Raw genomic sequence first — 14,499 nt, forward strand, 5'->3', positions numbered from 1 at the left:
CTATCTGCGCCGGTTGTCCGTCCGGGACGGCGGCATACCGAGCAACGGTGCCAGGCCCAATGGCGCGAGTGTGGTGTAAACGCGTGGCTGGCGTCCGATCTGCTGGTAGCGGATATCCGTCAGCAGCGAGTCGAGGAAAGTGCGAACGATTTTCATGTCATCCTCCAATGGATCTGGGACCGGGTGGTCTTTTGTTGGGAGGATAGGGGAATCGCGCCTATGCGCCAGCGACATCGGCTCAATGCGACTTGAGCCAAATTCAAGTTGCAGCGGCAAGCTCGCGCAGCCAGCGCTCGGCCCGGCGGGTCGCGGCGGTGGGCGTTATGCCGCTGGGGCGGCACAGATAGTAGGCGGCACCACTGGGGTCGGCCGCGCCGAATGGCGCAACCAGAGTTCCATTCGACAGGCGATCCTCGATGAAGAGCCTGCGGCCGATGGCAAGCCCGAGGCCACGTTCGGCGACCCGCAGGGCCTCCTCCTGGCCTTCGATCTCGAAAGTGGCGGCGGGCGTGAGCGTGGGCAGACCGCGCGCCCGGCTCCACTCCTCCCACTCGTCGGGCGAGCGGGTGTTGACGATGAGGCGGGAACGGCTGACGGCGGCGTACGGGTCCTCGTCCTCGCGCACCGTGAGATAGCCGGGCGCGGCGACAGGAAAGGCGGTCTCGTGGAGCAGAAACTCGGCCGTGACGCCCGGCCACGTGCCCTTGCCGTGGCGTATGGCGAGGTCGATCTGGTTGCGCTGGAGGTCGAGAACACGGGTTGTGGTGACCAACTGTAGCTCGATGTCCGAGTACGCCCGCTCGAAAGCGCTGAGATGGGGGATGAGCCATGTCACGGCGAGGGAGGCGGGCAGGGTAAGCCGCACGACCCTGCGGCCGTCCCCGCCCAGCAGAGCCTCCGTCGCCGTCTGGATCTGACGGATTGCCGGATCGATTGCCTCGAGATAGCGCTGTCCCGCCGGCGTCAGCCGTGCGCCGCCGCTGGTGCGCTCGAACAGCGCCACGTGGAGATATTCCTCTAGGCGCCGCACCTGATGGCTGATGGCGGATTCGGTGATGCCGAGCGCCTCGGCGGCATCGCGGAAGCGGTCATAGCTGGCAGCGGCATGGAAGGCGCGCAGCGCGGCGAAAGGCGGCAGGCGGGGACGCTCGGAGGGCATGGAGCGAGGATGGCAGCGGGTTGAACGGATTTCAAGGCGGGGAGGGGAATGCGCGGGCGCCTTTGAAGGCACCGGATCCTAAACGAACAATGCCCTCTCTCGCTCCACGATCTCGCCGATGAATGCAGCTACCGCCTGGATGCGGCGGGTAGGGCGCATGGATTCGTGGTAGACGAGCCAGTAGCTGCGGCAGATTGGCTCTGCAAAGGGCAGTTGCACGAGGTCCTGATAGGCGCGGGCGATGAAGGTGTGGAGGATGCCGATGCCGGCGCCCGCCCGCACCGCCTCCACCTGGCCCATCGCCGAGGAGACGGCGAAGGCGGCGCTCCATTCTTCGGCAATTTCCGTCGCATAATCGAGCGTCGGACTGATGACGAGGTCTGGCACATAGCCGACGAGACGATGGGCCGAGAGGGCTTCGGCGCTCTCGGGGAGGCCGTGTTCGGCCGCGTAAGCCCTGGAGGCGTAGAGGCCGAGCGTATAGTCCACCAGCTTGCCGGCGACGAGGCGGCCTTCGGTGGGGCGATCAACGGTGATGGCGATGTCGGCTTCGCGCCGCGACAGTGAGAAGGAGCGCGGCACCGGCACGAGCTGGATGGCAAGGTCCGGATGGTTCGCCGTTAACCGACCGAGCCGCGGGGCCAGGAAGGCAACGCCGAAGCCGTCCGGTGCGCCGATGCGCACGGTGCCGGAGATCTCCTCGCCCTCGCCGGCGAGTTCGGCGCGGGCGGAGATCGTGTCTGCTTCCATGCGCTCGGCAACGGTAAGCAGGCGCTCGCCTGCCGGCGTCAGTTCGCTGCCGGTGGTGAGGCGGTGGAAGAGCTTGGCGCCGACGGCTTCCTCGAGCGCGGCGACGCGGCGCGAAACAGTGGCGTGGTTGAGGCCGAGCCGTCTGGCGGCGCCCAGAATCTGGCCGGCGCGCGCCACTGCCAGGAAAATGCGCATGTCGTCCCAGTTCACCAGCCGCCTCCAGTGCGATTTTTCGCACGGCAATTTGTAGCAGCGCTATAATTCATGCACAACGGATGCGATTTTCCTCGCGTTGCATTCGCCCTCCGGAAGCGGGACAATCGTATCCATCAGCAATGCAGGGAGAGACTCTCATGGAGGACATCGGTCATTTCATCGGCGGCAAGCGCGTGGCCGGTACGAGCGGCCGCTCGCAGGACGTCATGCAGCCCATGGACGGCACCGTACGTGGCAAGGTGGCGCTCGCCTCGGCCGCGGAAGTGCGCCAGGCGGTGGAGAATGCCAAGGCCGTGCAGCCGGAATGGGCGGCCACCAACCCGCAGCGCCGCGTGCGTGTGCTCATGAAGTTCCTGGAGCTGGTGCACAAGGAGTACGATTCGCTGGCCGAGCTTCTGGCGCGCGAGCATGGCAAGACAATCCCCGATGCCAAGGGCGATATCCAGCGCGGGCTCGAAGTCGTGGAGGTGTGCATCGGCGCGCCGCACATGATGAAGGGCGAATACACGGAAGGCGCGGGACGCGGCATCGACGTCTATTCGATGCGTCAGCCGCTTGGCGTGGTGGCGGGCATCACACCGTTCAACTTCCCGGCCATGATCCCGCTGTGGAAAATCGCTCCAGCGCTCGCCTGCGGCAACGCCTATGTGCTCAAGCCGTCGGAGCGCGATCCGAGCGTGCCCATGCGGATTGCCGAGCTCTTCCTCGATGCGGGGTTGCCGGCGGGCGTGCTCAACGTCGTCAACGGCGACAAAGTGGCGGTCGACGCCATCCTCGACGACCCGGACATCAAGGCTGTAGGCTTCGTCGGCTCGACGCCGATCGCCCAGTACATCTACGGCCGGGCGACGGCCAGCGGTAAGCGCGCGCAGTGCTTCGGCGGGGCGAAAAACCACCTTATCGTCATGCCCGACGCCGACATGGACCAGACGGTCGACGCGCTGATAGGCGCCGGCTACGGCTCGGCGGGCGAGCGCTGCATGGCGGTCTCGGTCGCCGTCCCCGTCGGCAAAGAGACGGCGGACCGGCTGGTTGAGAAGCTCATTCCGCGCGTGGAAAGCCTGAAGGTTGGCCCCTCCACGGACGCCTCCGCCGATTTCGGCCCGCTGGTGACGAAAGAAGCGCTGGAGCGTGTGAAGGGCTATGTCGATCTCGGCGTGAAGGAAGGTGCGAAGCTCCTGGTCGACGGGCGCGGCTTCACCATGCAGGGCTACGAGGATGGCTACTACATGGGCGGCTGCCTGTTCGACGAGGTGACGCCCGACATGCGCATCTACAAGGAGGAGATTTTCGGCCCTGTGCTGTCGGTGGTGCGTGCCAACACCTATGAGGAGGCGCTCAAGCTGCCGAACGACCACGAATACGGCAATGGCGTTGCCATCTTCACCCGCGACGGCGACGCCGCGCGCGACTTCGCGGCGCGCGTCGAGGTTGGCATGGTGGGCGTCAACGTGCCGATCCCGGTGCCGATCGCCTATTACACCTTCGGCGGCTGGAAAGCCTCCGGCTTCGGCGATTTGAACCAGCACGGTCCGGATGCCTTCCGCTTCTATACGAAAACCAAGACGGTCACCTCACGCTGGCCTTCGGGCGTGAAGGACGGCGCGGAGTTTGTCATTCCTACAATGCGCTGAGCGGATATCTCGCCCCGCCGGTACAACTGCCGCTTGCGCGGAGTCTACCGCCCGCCCCTTGTTGGGCGGGCGCAGACATTTCTTGCAACTGCAATACCAGTCATCACAGTTCCGTGTTTCACAGCGGAGACCTCGTCGAACCGCCGGCCACAGCATGATCGTCATGGAACGGCCGGGGCCTTTCTCAGTTAACAATCGAGAAAGACGCGCTGCGACGCGCAACACCAGAACGCCCCCGTGGTGGGCGGCATGTGGTGCCTGCGCGAAGGCATGAGGTAGAGACATGAGAAAGGTAATGAAAGGCGGCTTCGGTTTGACGGCAGTCGCCGCCGTCGCGCTTTTTACCGGCGCTCAGCAGGCGACCAGCGAAGGCAGTGTCTGTGCGCCGCGTGACGAGCTGGTCTCGCAGCTTGGGCATCAGTTTGATGAGAACCAGAAGGCGCTCGGTCTGGTCGGCGAGCAGGTGGTAATGGAGGTGTTCGCCTCCGAAAACGGCAGTTGGACGATTCTCACCACCGATATCAACGGCCAGAGCTGCATCGTTGCGGCCGGCGAGGGATGGGAAGATACCTTCGCCAGCAAGGTCGGCCAAGGCGTGTAAATTTATGTACAGGGCCCAACTATAGCCGCGCGGTCGCCTCGGCGTGCTTCCTGAGGAGGCGCATCAACGCGTCGGCTTCGCGGCCCGCCTCCCTCTCGTCGCCATCGAGGATGGCACGGATGATGCGGACATGCTGCTCGGCTGCATGGGCAAGTCCCGTGTCGGCCTGATAGCGGAACCAGAAGCGGCGGCTATGGGTCTGCAGGGGGGCGGCCACGCGGGCGGCGAAGGGGTTATCGGCGGCGGCCGCCATTGCCTCGTCCAATTCCTTATCCGCTTCGAGAAAGACCAGAATGCTGCCGGTGACGACGGCCTTTTGCATGCTGACCGCGGCCTCGCGGAAGCGAGCTGCCGTGTCCTCCGTTGCAAAGCGCGCGGCGGCACGCGCCAGAACCACTTCTACCCCACGCCGCGCCTCGATCACCTTCAGCCAGTCGCTGGCGTTCAGCGGCGTGATGGTCAGGCCGGCGCGCGGGCGCACCTCCACCAGTCCTTCCCAAGCCAGGCGTTGGATGGCCTCTCGCACGGGGGTGCGGCCCAACGCCAGGTGTTCGATCAGGGCGCCCTCCGTGGTGACCGAGCCGGGAGGCAGTTCCAGCGTGACCACCATGCGCTCCAGGGCGCGATAGGCTTTCCCAGCTGCGCGCTCGTTCGACTGATCCTTAAACCCGACCGCCATGGTTCTCCTATTGATATATCAGAGCAGCTGCTCCATTGACAAGAATGTTCTTCCGCGTAATATATCACTAATATATCAGATGGAGAACTGTTATCAATGTGGAGTGGTGTATTACCCGCGGTCACGACCAAATTCACGTCCGAGGATGCGCTCGATCACAAGGAAATGGAGCGTTGCTTCGGGCTTCTGATGGACGCTGGCTGCGACGGGCTCATCGTTGCCGGGTCCCTTGGCGAGGGGCCCATGCTCAGCCATGAAGAGAAGCTGCAGGTCCTGAAGACGGCCCAGGGTGTGGCGGGCGGAAAGCCGATGCTCATGACGGTCAACGAGGCGGCTACGCGCGACGGCGCCGAGCTTGCCCGGCGCGCCGCCGCTGCCGGCGCCGACGGGCTGATGATCGTGCCGAGCCCCATCTATCATACGGACGACCGCGAGACGGTGGCCACGCTCAAGGCAGTTGCCGCGGCGGGCGGCCTGCCGGTGATGATCTACTCCAACCGCATCGCATACAGGGTCGACGTCACGGTGCCCGTCATGGAGGCGCTGGCGGGCGACGAGCTGTTCGTCGCGGTGAAGGAATCCTGCGACGACATCCGCCGCACCACCGACATCATCAACGCTTTCGGCGACCGCTTTGCGGTGCTGACGGGCGTTGACAACCTCGCCTTTGAGGCGCTGGCGGCTGGCGCGGTTGGCTGGGTGGCGGGGCTCGTTACCGCCTTCCCGCGCGAGACGGTGGCCGTCTACAAGCTGATGAAGGCCGGGCGGATCGACGAGGCGCGGGCGATCTACCGCTGGTTCCGGCCGCTGCTCGACCTCGACGTTTCCACCTTTCTGGTGCAAAACATCAAACTGGCGGAGGCGATCGAGATCGGCTCCAACGAGCGGGTGCGCATGCCGCGCCAGCCGCTCGAGGGCGCGAGGCGGGCAGAGGTCGAAAAGACCGTCCGCACGGCGATCGCCAACAGACCCGAGTTGCCGGCGGTATAGCTGGAGAAGCGAGCGTGGCGGGGCGGAGCACGGTCAAGGACGCACAGGTCATCGTCATCGGCGGCGGCATCATCGGCATTGCCGTGGCCGCCTATCTTGCCGAGGCGGGACGCGACGTGCTGGTGCTCGACCGCTCCGGCGTCTGCGAGGAGACGAGTGCCGGCAATGCCGGTGCGCTGGCCTTCTCGGACGTGCTGCCCCTGGCACACAAGAACATGCTCGCCCAGGTGCCGCGGTGGCTGGTCGATCCGCTAGGCCCGCTCTCCATCCCGCCCACCTATCTGCCGAAGCTTTTTCCCTGGCTGTGGCGCTTCATGCGCGCCGGAAGGCCGTCGACGTTCGAGGCGGCTGTCTCGGCGCAGGTGGCGATGATGACGCTCGCCGAGCGCGAGTGGTCGGGGCTGATGACCCGCTCCGGCACCGGGCACATGTTGCGCGAGGATGGTTCGCTGGAGCTTTACGAGAGTGAAGCCGAGTTTCGCGCGGCGGAGGAAGGCTGGAAGCTGCGCCGGCGCTTCCATATTCCATTCCGGCACCTGGAACGGGATGAACTCGCCGAATGCCAGCCTGGCCTTTCTGACCGCTTCCTTCGCGCCACCTTCGCGCCCGGCTGGAAGACGGTGGCCGACCCGCAGCGGCTGGGCCAGGCGGTCTGGGCCCATGCCGAGCGTCACGGTGCCCGCTTCATGCCGGCCACGGTGGTTGCCGCCAGAACCGCGGGGGAGGGCGTTGCCGTCAATCTGGCCGGCGGTAAAAAGCTAAGCTGCGAAAACCTGGTGATCGCCGCCGGCGCCTGGTCGCGGCCCTTCGCCGCCGGATTTGGCGACCGCGTGCCGCTGGAGACGGAGCGCGGCTATAACACAACGCTGCCCGTCGGTGCCTTCGACGTGAAAAGGCAGCTCATCTTCTCCCGCCACGGCTTCGTCATCACGCCGCTCGACAGCGGCCTGCGCATCGGCGGGGCGGTGGAACTCGGCGGGCTGAAGCGGCCGCCCAACTTTTCGCGCTCACGCGCCATGTTGGAGAAAGCCGCCCGGTTCCTGCCGGGCCTGAAGACCGAGGGCGGCCGGCAGTGGATGGGCTATAGGCCGTCGATGCCGGATTCGCTGCCCGTCATCGACAGAGCGCGGAACGAGCCGCGTGTCCTCTATGCCTTCGGGCACGGCCATCTGGGGTTGACACAGGCGGCGGCAGCCGGTCGCTTGATCCGCGACCTCGTGCTAGAGCAATCTGCCTCGATCGACCTTAGCCCGTTCAGAGCGGGCCGTTTCAGAGGACATGGCTGAGCGGTGACACGGCATTCCTTCTTCTGCATAGACGGGCATACCTGCGGCAATCCGGTACGGCTGGTCGCCGGCGGCGGTCCGCAGCTTTCGGGCGACAGCATGATTGAGCGGCGCGGCCACTTTATGGCCGAATACGACTGGATCCGCACAGGGCTGATGTTCGAGCCGCGTGGCCACGACGTGATGTCCGGCGCAATCCTCTACCCGCCGACGCGCGCGGACTGCGACGTGGCGGTGCTCTATATCGAAACGTCGGGCTGCCTGCCGATGTGCGGCCACGGCACCATCGGCACCGTCACCTTCGCCATCGAGCACGGGCTGGTGAAGCCGAAGACGCCGGGTATCCTAAGGCTCGAGACACCGGCGGGGCTGGTGGTGGCGGAATACCGGCAGGAGGGCGCGCATGTGGCGGAAGTGCGCATCACCAATGTTCCCGCGTTCCTTCATGCCACGGACCTTGCGGTGGAATGCCCCGACCTCGGCACGCTGAAGATCGATGTCGCCTATGGCGGCAACTTCTACGCCATCGTCGATGCCCAGGAGAATTTCCGCGATATCGCCGATCACACGGCCTCCGACCTCGTGCGCTGGAGCCCTGTGCTGCGCGAGCGGCTCAACGAGGCGTACGATTTCGTGCATCCTGAAGAGCCGTCGATCCAGGGTCTCAGGCACATCCTGTGGACGGGTGCACCGACGCAAGAAGGGGCGCATGCCCGCAACGCCGTCTTCTACGGCGAGAAGGCGATCGACCGCTCGCCCTGCGGCACCGGCACCTCGGCGCGTATGGCGCAGCTCTACGCCAAGGGCCGGCTCAAGGTGGGAGAACCCTTCGTGCACGAATCCATCATCGGCTCACTATTCAACGGCCGTATCGAAAGACAAGTGGAGGTGGCAGGGCGAAAGGCGGTGGTGCCTTCCATCGGCGGTTGGGCGCGCATGACGGGCCTCAACACTATCTTCATCGACGACCGCGACCCCTTTGCGCATGGCTTCACAGTGCGCTAGAGGGAGAAAGTCCGTTGTCGGAAGGTCTATGTATGCGCAAGAATCTGGCGTCCATATCATTTTATCGGAGAATTCTTCGAAAGAATCTGAAAAATCTGGCACTCAAGGCAAGGACATTGCACAGTGCCGGTGCTAGCTTCCGCGCCGAACGCACCTCTGCGGGAAGCGCGGGATAACACAAGGTCGACGGGACAGGCTGGGCGCTCTAGGTTCGGCAGCCTGAACGGCTAGGGGAATAACAAGAAGGAATGCGTCCTGGCGGCGACATTCCAGGGAGTACCGCACGATATGGAATATTTCGTCCAGCAGCTTATCAACGGGCTGACACTGGGTTCCATCTATGGCCTGATCGCCATCGGCTATACGATGGTCTACGGCATCATCGGCATGATCAACTTCGCCCATGGCGACATCTTCATGATCGGCGCGTTCATCTCGCTGGCCGTGTTCCTGTTGCTGACATCGGTGCTGGGCTTCGCGTTCCTGCCGGTCGTTCTGTTGATCGTTCTCATCGTCGCCATGCTGTTCACCTCCGCCTGGGGTTGGACAGTGGAGCGCTTGGCCTACCGGCCCTTGCGCGGTTCCTTCCGCCTGGCGCCGCTGATCACCGCCATCGGCATGTCGATCGTGCTGCAGAATTTCGTGCAGATCACCCAGGGCGCGCGCGTCAAGCCCCTGCCGCCGCAGATCCGGGGCGGCGTAACGGTGATGCAGGGTTCCACGGAGGCCGGCACCATCGTCGTACAGCTCTCCTACATGCAGATGATCATCATCGTCACCACACTGGTGCTGATGGCGGCCTTCACGCTGTTGATCGCCCGCACGTCGCTTGGTCGTGCGCAGAGGGCATGCGAGCAGGACCGCAAGATGGCGGCGCTGCTCGGCGTCAATGTCGACCGCACCATCTCGCTCACCTTCGTCATGGGAGCTGCGCTTGCCGCGGTGGCGGGCCTGATGTTCCTGCTGCTCTACGGCGTGATCGATTTCTATATCGGCTTTCTTGCCGGCGTAAAGGCGTTTACGGCGGCCGTGCTCGGCGGCATCGGCTCGCTGCCCGGCGCCATGCTGGGCGGGCTCCTGATCGGTCTCATCGAGGTGTTCTGGTCGGGCTACTTTACGGTAGAGTACAAGGACGTGGCGGCGTTCTCCATCCTTGCCATCGTGCTGATCTTCCTGCCCTCTGGCCTGCTTGGCAAACCCGAAGTGGAGAAGGTTTGATGGCTAGCTCCACGACGAGAGTGAAGACGTCGGACGAAAAACCCGCAGGCGACCAGGCCGAGCAGGCGAGCCGGGGCCATGCACCGCGCCCAGCGGGGCCGGATGGCGGCAGCAGGTTCCAGAACTCACTTCGCGACGCGGCCATGGCGGCTTTCCTTGTCGCCGTGCTCGGCTTTTTCTTCATTGGCTTGCGGACGGACATCGCGCCGGGCGGGCTCGACATCAAGGCGCGCTGGACCGCCTGGATCGTGTCCATCCTCGTGGTATTCGGGGGCAGGCTGGCGCTCAACCTCTTCGTCTTCAAGGCTGAGCGCCCGGTCACAGTGGGGCTGGGGGCGCAGATTTCCGCCGTCGGCGACGCGTTGCCGGGGCTCGGCAAGTGGCTGGTGAGGGCGCTCCTGGCCTTCGCCCTGGTGCTGCCCTTCTTCTTCATGACGGCCTTTCCGGGCAAGGAGCGCCAGTATATCGACCTGGCCATCCTCATCATGACCTACATCATGCTCGGCTGGGGATTGAACATCGTGGTGGGGCTCGCCGGCCTACTCGACCTCGGCTATGTCGCGTTCTACGCGGTCGGCGCCTATTCCTTCGCCCTTCTCGCCCAGTATTTCGATTTCGGCTTCTGGATGGCGTTGCCGCTGGCGGGGTTGCTCGCAGCATTCTGGGGCATCATCCTCGGCTTTCCGGTGTTGCGCCTGCGCGGCGACTATCTGGCGATCGTCACGCTGGCCTTCGGTGAGATCATCCGCATCGTGCTCCTGAACTGGTACCAGTTCACCAACGGCCCCGATGGCATCTCCGGTATTCCGAAGCCCACCCTCTTCGGTCTGGAGTTCTCGCGCGGTGACGACGGCTTCGCGGCATTCTTCGGCCTCGACTATTCGCCGATCCACCGCTTCATTTACCTCTATTACATCATCTTGGTGCTGGCGCTGATCACCAACGTGGTGACCATCCGGCTCAGGAAGCTGCCCATCGGGCGCGCGTGGGAGGCGCTGCGCGAGGATGAGATCGCCTGTCGGTCGCTGGGCATCAACACCCGCAACACGAAGCTCACCGCATTCGCCATCGGCGCCATGTTCGGCGGCTTCGCGGGATCGTTCTTCGCCACGCGGCAGGGCTTTATCTCGCCGGAAAGCTTCACCTTTATCGAATCGGCGATGATCCTGGCCATCGTGGTGCTGGGCGGGCTGGGCTCGCAGATCGGTGTGGTCGTCGCTTCCGTCGCCATGATCGGCGGCATCGAGATGCTGCGCAACCTGGGCTTCTTGTCGCAGATCTTTGGGTCCGGATTCGATCCGGTCCAGTACCGCATGCTGATCTTCGGCCTGGCGATGGTGCTCATCATGGTGTGGAAGCCGCGCGGGCTGGTTTCTACGCGCGAACCCACCGCGGTGCTCAAGGAGAAGAAGCTCATCGACGCGGAAGCGGTTGCACAGGGTGAGGGTCACTAATGGTTCTGGCGGCTGAAAAGAACGCACCCGTGGGCACCGCGGCGCGGAACTGGGAGCACGACCCGGTCCTGTCGGTCGAGCATCTGACCATGCGCTTCGGCGGGCTGGTGGCTGTTGGCGATCTGTCCTTCGATGTTGGGCGTGGTGATATCACTGCCCTTATCGGGCCGAACGGCGCCGGCAAGACGACGGTGTTCAACTGCGTGACCGGCTTCTACAAGCCGACCGAGGGGCGCATCATCATGCGCCACGGCCCAGGCCGGCAGGAAAGAGCGGTGGACGCTGTGACGGCCAGCGGGCTCAGGTGGATGAAGGAGGCCGATTCCGGCGTCTTCCTGCTCGAGCGCATGCCCGATCATGAAATCTCACACAAGGCAAAGGTCGCCCGCACGTTTCAGAATATCCGGCTGTTCGGCGGCATGACGCTTTTGGAGAATCTCCTGGTGGCGCAGCACAACCCGCTAGTGGTCGCTTCCGGCTTTACCTTCGGCGGCATTTTCGGACTGCCCAGCTATCGCAGGGCCGAGCAGGCGGCCATCGACAAGGCTGTCTACTGGCTGGAGCGCACCCGCCTGATCGACCGCGCCGACGATCCCGCGTCCGACCTGCCCTACGGCGCGCAGCGGCGGCTGGAGATCGCCCGCGCCATGTGCACTGGACCGGAACTCTTGTGCCTGGACGAGCCGGCGGCGGGGCTCAACCCGCGCGAATCCGCCGAACTCAACGAGTTGCTCAAATACATCTGCGACGAGCACAAGACCTCGGTGCTTCTGATCGAGCATGACATGGGCGTGGTGATGGAGATCTCCGACCACATCGTCGTGCTCGACTACGGCGTGAAGATTTCCGACGGCGATGCGGAAACGGTGCGCACCGACCCCAACGTCATCGCCGCCTATCTCGGCGTGGAGGAAGAGGAGGAGATCGACGTTCCCGAGGTGCTGCAGGACGTGGCGGAAACGCTAGGCGAAGCGGAGAAGTCCGGCAGCAAGCCGAAGGCGAAGGCGGCGAGCCGCTCCAGTGCCGGAGCGGGCGGCAGGGCAAAAGCCTCCAAACCGGCCACCGGAACAAAGAAGACGAAGCGCACGACGCGCGGCACCGGCAAGGGAGACAAGGCATGAGGGCGGCGGCGGAAACCCTGCTTTCGGTGCGCGGCGTCGAGACCTATTACGGCAAGATCATCGCGCTGAGGGGCGTGGATCTGGAGGTGAGCCGCGGCGAGATCGTCACCATGATCGGCGCCAACGGCGCCGGCAAGTCGACGCTAATGATGACGATTTGCGGCGATCCAAAGCCCCGCAACGGCCAGATCCTCTATGACGGCGCGGACATCACCGCCATGCCTACGCATGAGATCATGCGCCTCGGCATCGCCCAGTCGCCCGAGGGTCGGCGCATCTTCCCGCGCATGACGGTGATGGAAAACCTGCAGATGGGGGCCTCGCTGGTCGACCCCAGCTACTTCGAGGACGACCTGAAGCGCGTCTCCGAGCTTTTCCCTCGCCTCAAGGAACGGTTGCATCAGCGTGGCGGCACGCTGTCGGGCGGCGAGCAGCAGATGCTGGCGATCGCGCGCGCCTTGATGGGACGGCCGAAACTCCTGCTTCTAGACGAGCCGTCGCTGGGGCTGGCGCCGCTGATCGTCAAGCAGATCTTCGAGACGATCCGCGAACTCAATGAAAACGAAGGGCTTACGGTGTTTCTGGTCGAGCAGAACGCCTTCCATGCACTCAAGCTCGCCCATCGCGGCTATGTGATGGTCAACGGGAACATCACCATGAGCGGCACGGGTGCAGAACTGCTCAAGCGCGAAGAAGTGCGCGCAGCCTATCTCGAAGGCGGGAGGCACTGATGGAAAACGATAATGCACTTCTGTGGGAAGTCACCTTCTGGGAGTTCCTGCTCGTCACGGTGATGCTGGCTGGCAGCGCAGCCTATCTGACCGGGCGTGCCATCGCCCAGGCTTGGGAGACCAACCTGCAGCTCGCCTTCTACATCGTCCTTCTGGCAGGAGCGACGCGCTTTATCCATTTCGCGCTCTTCAGCGGCTCGCTTCTGACGCTGCACTACTATCTCGTCGACCTCGCCGTGCTCCTGCTGATCGCTTTCGTCGGCAAGCGGATCACGCGTGCCTGGCAGATGTCCACGCAGTACAGCTTCTTTTTCGCGCGCAATGGCCTGCTTGGTTGGAAGGCCAGGGGTTAAGGAGATTCACGATTAACCGGCGGAAGGTCTTTATTTCAATCTGAAACTGGGATTTGATGCCGGTTAAGCGGGTAGACCCCGCATCGGCTGAACCGGAAAGTTGAACACCATTTCCGGAAAGCTGTGGGAACATTTGGTGTTTAAAGGGAGAAGTCATGAAGAAGGCTCTAATGGCTGGCGCTGCGCTCAGCCTTTTGATGACCGGATCTGCCTGGGCCGACATCACGATCGCCACCGTTGGTCCGATGACGGGACAGTACGCGACCTTTGGCGAGCAGATGAGAGCCGGCGCCGAGCAGGCCATCGCCGATATCAATGAGGCGGGCGGCGTCAACGGCGAGATGCTGAAGCTGGAAGTGGGCGACGATGCCTGCGATCCGAAGCAGGCCGTGGCGGTAGCCAATCAGCTTGCGGGCCAGGGCGTCACGTTCGTGGCCGGGCATTTCTGCTCCGGTTCGTCGATCCCAGCTTCGCAGGTCTATTCCGAGGAAGGCATTATCCAGATCTCGCCCGCCTCGACCAACCCGGCCTTCACGGACGAGCGTCCGGGCCCTGGCATCTACCGCGTGTGCGGCCGCGATGACCAGCAGGGCGACGTGGCAGGCAAGTTCCTGGCAGAGAACTTCGCCGACGAGAAGATCGCCTTCGTCCACGACAAAACGGCTTACGGCAAGGGCTTGGCCGACGCCACGAAGGCGGCATTCGAGGCTGCTGGCGGCACAGCCGCGCTCTACGAAGCCTACACGGCTGGTGAGAAGGACTACACGGCGCTCGTCTCCAAGCTGAAGCAGGAGGGCATCGACGTCCTCTATGTCGGCGGCTACCACACGGAAGCCGGCCTGATGGCGCGCCAGATGCGCGAGCAGGGCATGGATACGCTGCTGGTCTCCGGCGACGCACTGGTCACCGACGAGTACTGGGCGGTGACGGGTGAGGCCGGCGAAGGCACGCTGATGACTTTCTCGCCCGATCCGCGCAAGAACGAGATCGCCAAGCCTGTGGTTGACGCGCTTCTGGCCGCCGGCAAGACGGCCGAAGGCTACGCGCTCTACACCTATGCCGCGATCCAGGCCTGGGCGCAGGCAGTCGAGGCAGCCGGCTCGAATGAGTACGAGGCCGTCATCGAGGCGCTGGACGCCGGTGACTTCGAGACGGTGCTCGGTCCGCTCGAGTTCGACGAGAAGGGCGACGTGACCCTGCCGGGCTACGTCCTCTACGAGTGGAAAGACGGCGAGTACGACTACCTCGAACAATAAGCCGCAAGGCGGCAATGCTTCTGACGGCCCGGCACTTCGCCGGGCC

At 64.3% G+C, this 14,499-nt stretch carries 15 protein-coding genes; 11 read left to right on the forward strand and 4 right to left on the reverse strand.

The window, feature by feature from the left end:
• From N5A92_RS16065 to N5A92_RS16075, 3 genes are all read right to left on the reverse strand, one after another.
• The gene (locus N5A92_RS16065) at positions 1-156 is read right to left on the reverse strand and encodes a hypothetical protein (RefSeq protein ID WP_260904580.1); all 156 of its coding nucleotides are present in this window, start codon (positions 154-156) and stop codon (positions 1-3) included.
• Positions 157-259: 103 nt separating this feature from the next.
• The gene (locus N5A92_RS16070) at positions 260-1,159 is read right to left on the reverse strand and encodes a LysR substrate-binding domain-containing protein (protein WP_260904581.1); all 900 of its coding nucleotides are present in this window, start codon (positions 1,157-1,159) and stop codon (positions 260-262) included.
• A 78-nt stretch (positions 1,160-1,237) separates the two neighbouring features.
• Complete coding sequence (locus N5A92_RS16075) at positions 1,238-2,119, reverse strand: LysR family transcriptional regulator (protein WP_260904582.1); 882 nt, start codon at positions 2,117-2,119, stop codon at positions 1,238-1,240.
• A gap of 143 nt (positions 2,120-2,262) precedes the next feature.
• Between N5A92_RS16075 and N5A92_RS16080 the strand changes: the two genes are divergently transcribed.
• Complete coding sequence (locus N5A92_RS16080) at positions 2,263-3,759, forward strand: CoA-acylating methylmalonate-semialdehyde dehydrogenase (RefSeq protein WP_260904583.1); 1,497 nt, start codon at positions 2,263-2,265, stop codon at positions 3,757-3,759.
• 295 nt (positions 3,760-4,054) lie between these two features.
• Positions 4,055-4,360 (forward strand): hypothetical protein, encoded by a 306-nt coding sequence (locus N5A92_RS16085; RefSeq protein ID WP_260904585.1) that lies wholly within the window; start codon positions 4,055-4,057, stop codon positions 4,358-4,360.
• A gap of 19 nt (positions 4,361-4,379) precedes the next feature.
• On the opposite strand, the gene N5A92_RS16090 is transcribed toward N5A92_RS16085, so the two are convergent.
• The gene (locus tag N5A92_RS16090) at positions 4,380-5,039 is read right to left on the reverse strand and encodes a GntR family transcriptional regulator (RefSeq protein ID WP_260904587.1); all 660 of its coding nucleotides are present in this window, start codon (positions 5,037-5,039) and stop codon (positions 4,380-4,382) included.
• Positions 5,040-5,135: 96 nt separating this feature from the next.
• Here N5A92_RS16090 and N5A92_RS16095 point away from each other — a divergent pair, with 96 nt between their 5' ends.
• The 9 genes from N5A92_RS16095 (at position 5,136) to N5A92_RS16135 (ending at position 14,453) form a co-directional block, all read left to right on the forward strand.
• Entirely contained in the window at positions 5,136-6,029 is an 894-nt protein-coding gene (locus N5A92_RS16095; protein WP_260904589.1) for a dihydrodipicolinate synthase family protein, read from the forward strand.
• A 14-nt stretch (positions 6,030-6,043) separates the two neighbouring features.
• Positions 6,044-7,315 carry an NAD(P)/FAD-dependent oxidoreductase gene (locus N5A92_RS16100; protein WP_260904590.1) on the forward strand — a complete coding sequence of 424 codons (1,272 nt, stop codon included), beginning with the start codon at positions 6,044-6,046 and terminating at the stop codon, positions 7,313-7,315.
• A gap of 3 nt (positions 7,316-7,318) precedes the next feature.
• Positions 7,319-8,320: a 4-hydroxyproline epimerase gene (locus tag N5A92_RS16105; RefSeq protein ID WP_260904592.1), complete on the forward strand. Its 1,002-nt coding sequence runs from the start codon at positions 7,319-7,321 to the stop codon at positions 8,318-8,320.
• Positions 8,321-8,608: 288 nt separating this feature from the next.
• Positions 8,609-9,538: an ABC transporter permease subunit gene (locus N5A92_RS16110; protein WP_260904593.1), complete on the forward strand. Its 930-nt coding sequence runs from the start codon at positions 8,609-8,611 to the stop codon at positions 9,536-9,538.
• Positions 9,538-10,992 (forward strand): high-affinity branched-chain amino acid ABC transporter permease LivM, encoded by a 1,455-nt coding sequence (livM, locus tag N5A92_RS16115; protein ID WP_260904594.1) that lies wholly within the window; start codon positions 9,538-9,540, stop codon positions 10,990-10,992. Before N5A92_RS16110 ends, livM begins: the two co-directional genes overlap by 1 nt.
• The gene (locus N5A92_RS16120) at positions 10,992-12,113 is read left to right on the forward strand and encodes an ABC transporter ATP-binding protein (RefSeq protein WP_260904596.1); all 1,122 of its coding nucleotides are present in this window, start codon (positions 10,992-10,994) and stop codon (positions 12,111-12,113) included. The genes livM and N5A92_RS16120 overlap by 1 nt, the downstream gene beginning before the upstream one ends.
• Complete coding sequence (locus N5A92_RS16125; RefSeq protein WP_260904598.1) at positions 12,110-12,844, forward strand: ABC transporter ATP-binding protein; 735 nt, start codon at positions 12,110-12,112, stop codon at positions 12,842-12,844. The genes N5A92_RS16120 and N5A92_RS16125 overlap by 4 nt, the downstream gene beginning before the upstream one ends.
• A complete protein-coding gene (locus N5A92_RS16130; protein WP_260904599.1) occupies positions 12,844-13,197 on the forward strand; it encodes a DUF6867 family protein in 354 nt (117 codons plus the stop codon). Before N5A92_RS16125 ends, N5A92_RS16130 begins: the two co-directional genes overlap by 1 nt.
• A gap of 155 nt (positions 13,198-13,352) precedes the next feature.
• Complete coding sequence (locus N5A92_RS16135) at positions 13,353-14,453, forward strand: branched-chain amino acid ABC transporter substrate-binding protein (RefSeq protein WP_260904601.1); 1,101 nt, start codon at positions 13,353-13,355, stop codon at positions 14,451-14,453.
• The last annotated feature ends 46 nt before the right edge of the window (positions 14,454-14,499 follow it).

Source organism: Chelativorans salis (assembly GCF_025336525.1).
GTDB classification, from domain to species: domain Bacteria; phylum Pseudomonadota; class Alphaproteobacteria; order Rhizobiales; family Rhizobiaceae; genus Chelativorans; species Chelativorans salis.

What these genes read in the sequence shown, in the direction of transcription:
- N5A92_RS16095 (WP_260904589.1), top strand. Translation starts at nt 5,136, where the DNA reads ATGTGGAGTGGTGTATTACCCGCGGTCACGACCAAATTCACGTCCGAG.
- N5A92_RS16090 (WP_260904587.1), bottom strand. Translation starts at nt 5,039, where the DNA reads ATGGCGGTCGGGTTTAAGGATCAGTCGAACGAGCGCGCAGCTGGGAAA.
- N5A92_RS16125 (WP_260904598.1), top strand. Translation starts at nt 12,110, where the DNA reads ATGAGGGCGGCGGCGGAAACCCTGCTTTCGGTGCGCGGCGTCGAGACC.
- N5A92_RS16065 (WP_260904580.1), bottom strand. Translation starts at nt 156, where the DNA reads ATGAAAATCGTTCGCACTTTCCTCGACTCGCTGCTGACGGATATCCGC.
- N5A92_RS16135 (WP_260904601.1), top strand. Translation starts at nt 13,353, where the DNA reads ATGAAGAAGGCTCTAATGGCTGGCGCTGCGCTCAGCCTTTTGATGACC.
- N5A92_RS16080 (WP_260904583.1), top strand. Translation starts at nt 2,263, where the DNA reads ATGGAGGACATCGGTCATTTCATCGGCGGCAAGCGCGTGGCCGGTACG.
- N5A92_RS16110 (WP_260904593.1), top strand. Translation starts at nt 8,609, where the DNA reads ATGGAATATTTCGTCCAGCAGCTTATCAACGGGCTGACACTGGGTTCC.
- N5A92_RS16070 (WP_260904581.1), bottom strand. Translation starts at nt 1,159, where the DNA reads ATGCCCTCCGAGCGTCCCCGCCTGCCGCCTTTCGCCGCGCTGCGCGCC.
- N5A92_RS16130 (WP_260904599.1), top strand. Translation starts at nt 12,844, where the DNA reads ATGGAAAACGATAATGCACTTCTGTGGGAAGTCACCTTCTGGGAGTTC.
- livM (WP_260904594.1), top strand. Translation starts at nt 9,538, where the DNA reads ATGGCTAGCTCCACGACGAGAGTGAAGACGTCGGACGAAAAACCCGCA.
- N5A92_RS16120 (WP_260904596.1), top strand. Translation starts at nt 10,992, where the DNA reads ATGGTTCTGGCGGCTGAAAAGAACGCACCCGTGGGCACCGCGGCGCGG.
- N5A92_RS16085 (WP_260904585.1), top strand. Translation starts at nt 4,055, where the DNA reads ATGAAAGGCGGCTTCGGTTTGACGGCAGTCGCCGCCGTCGCGCTTTTT.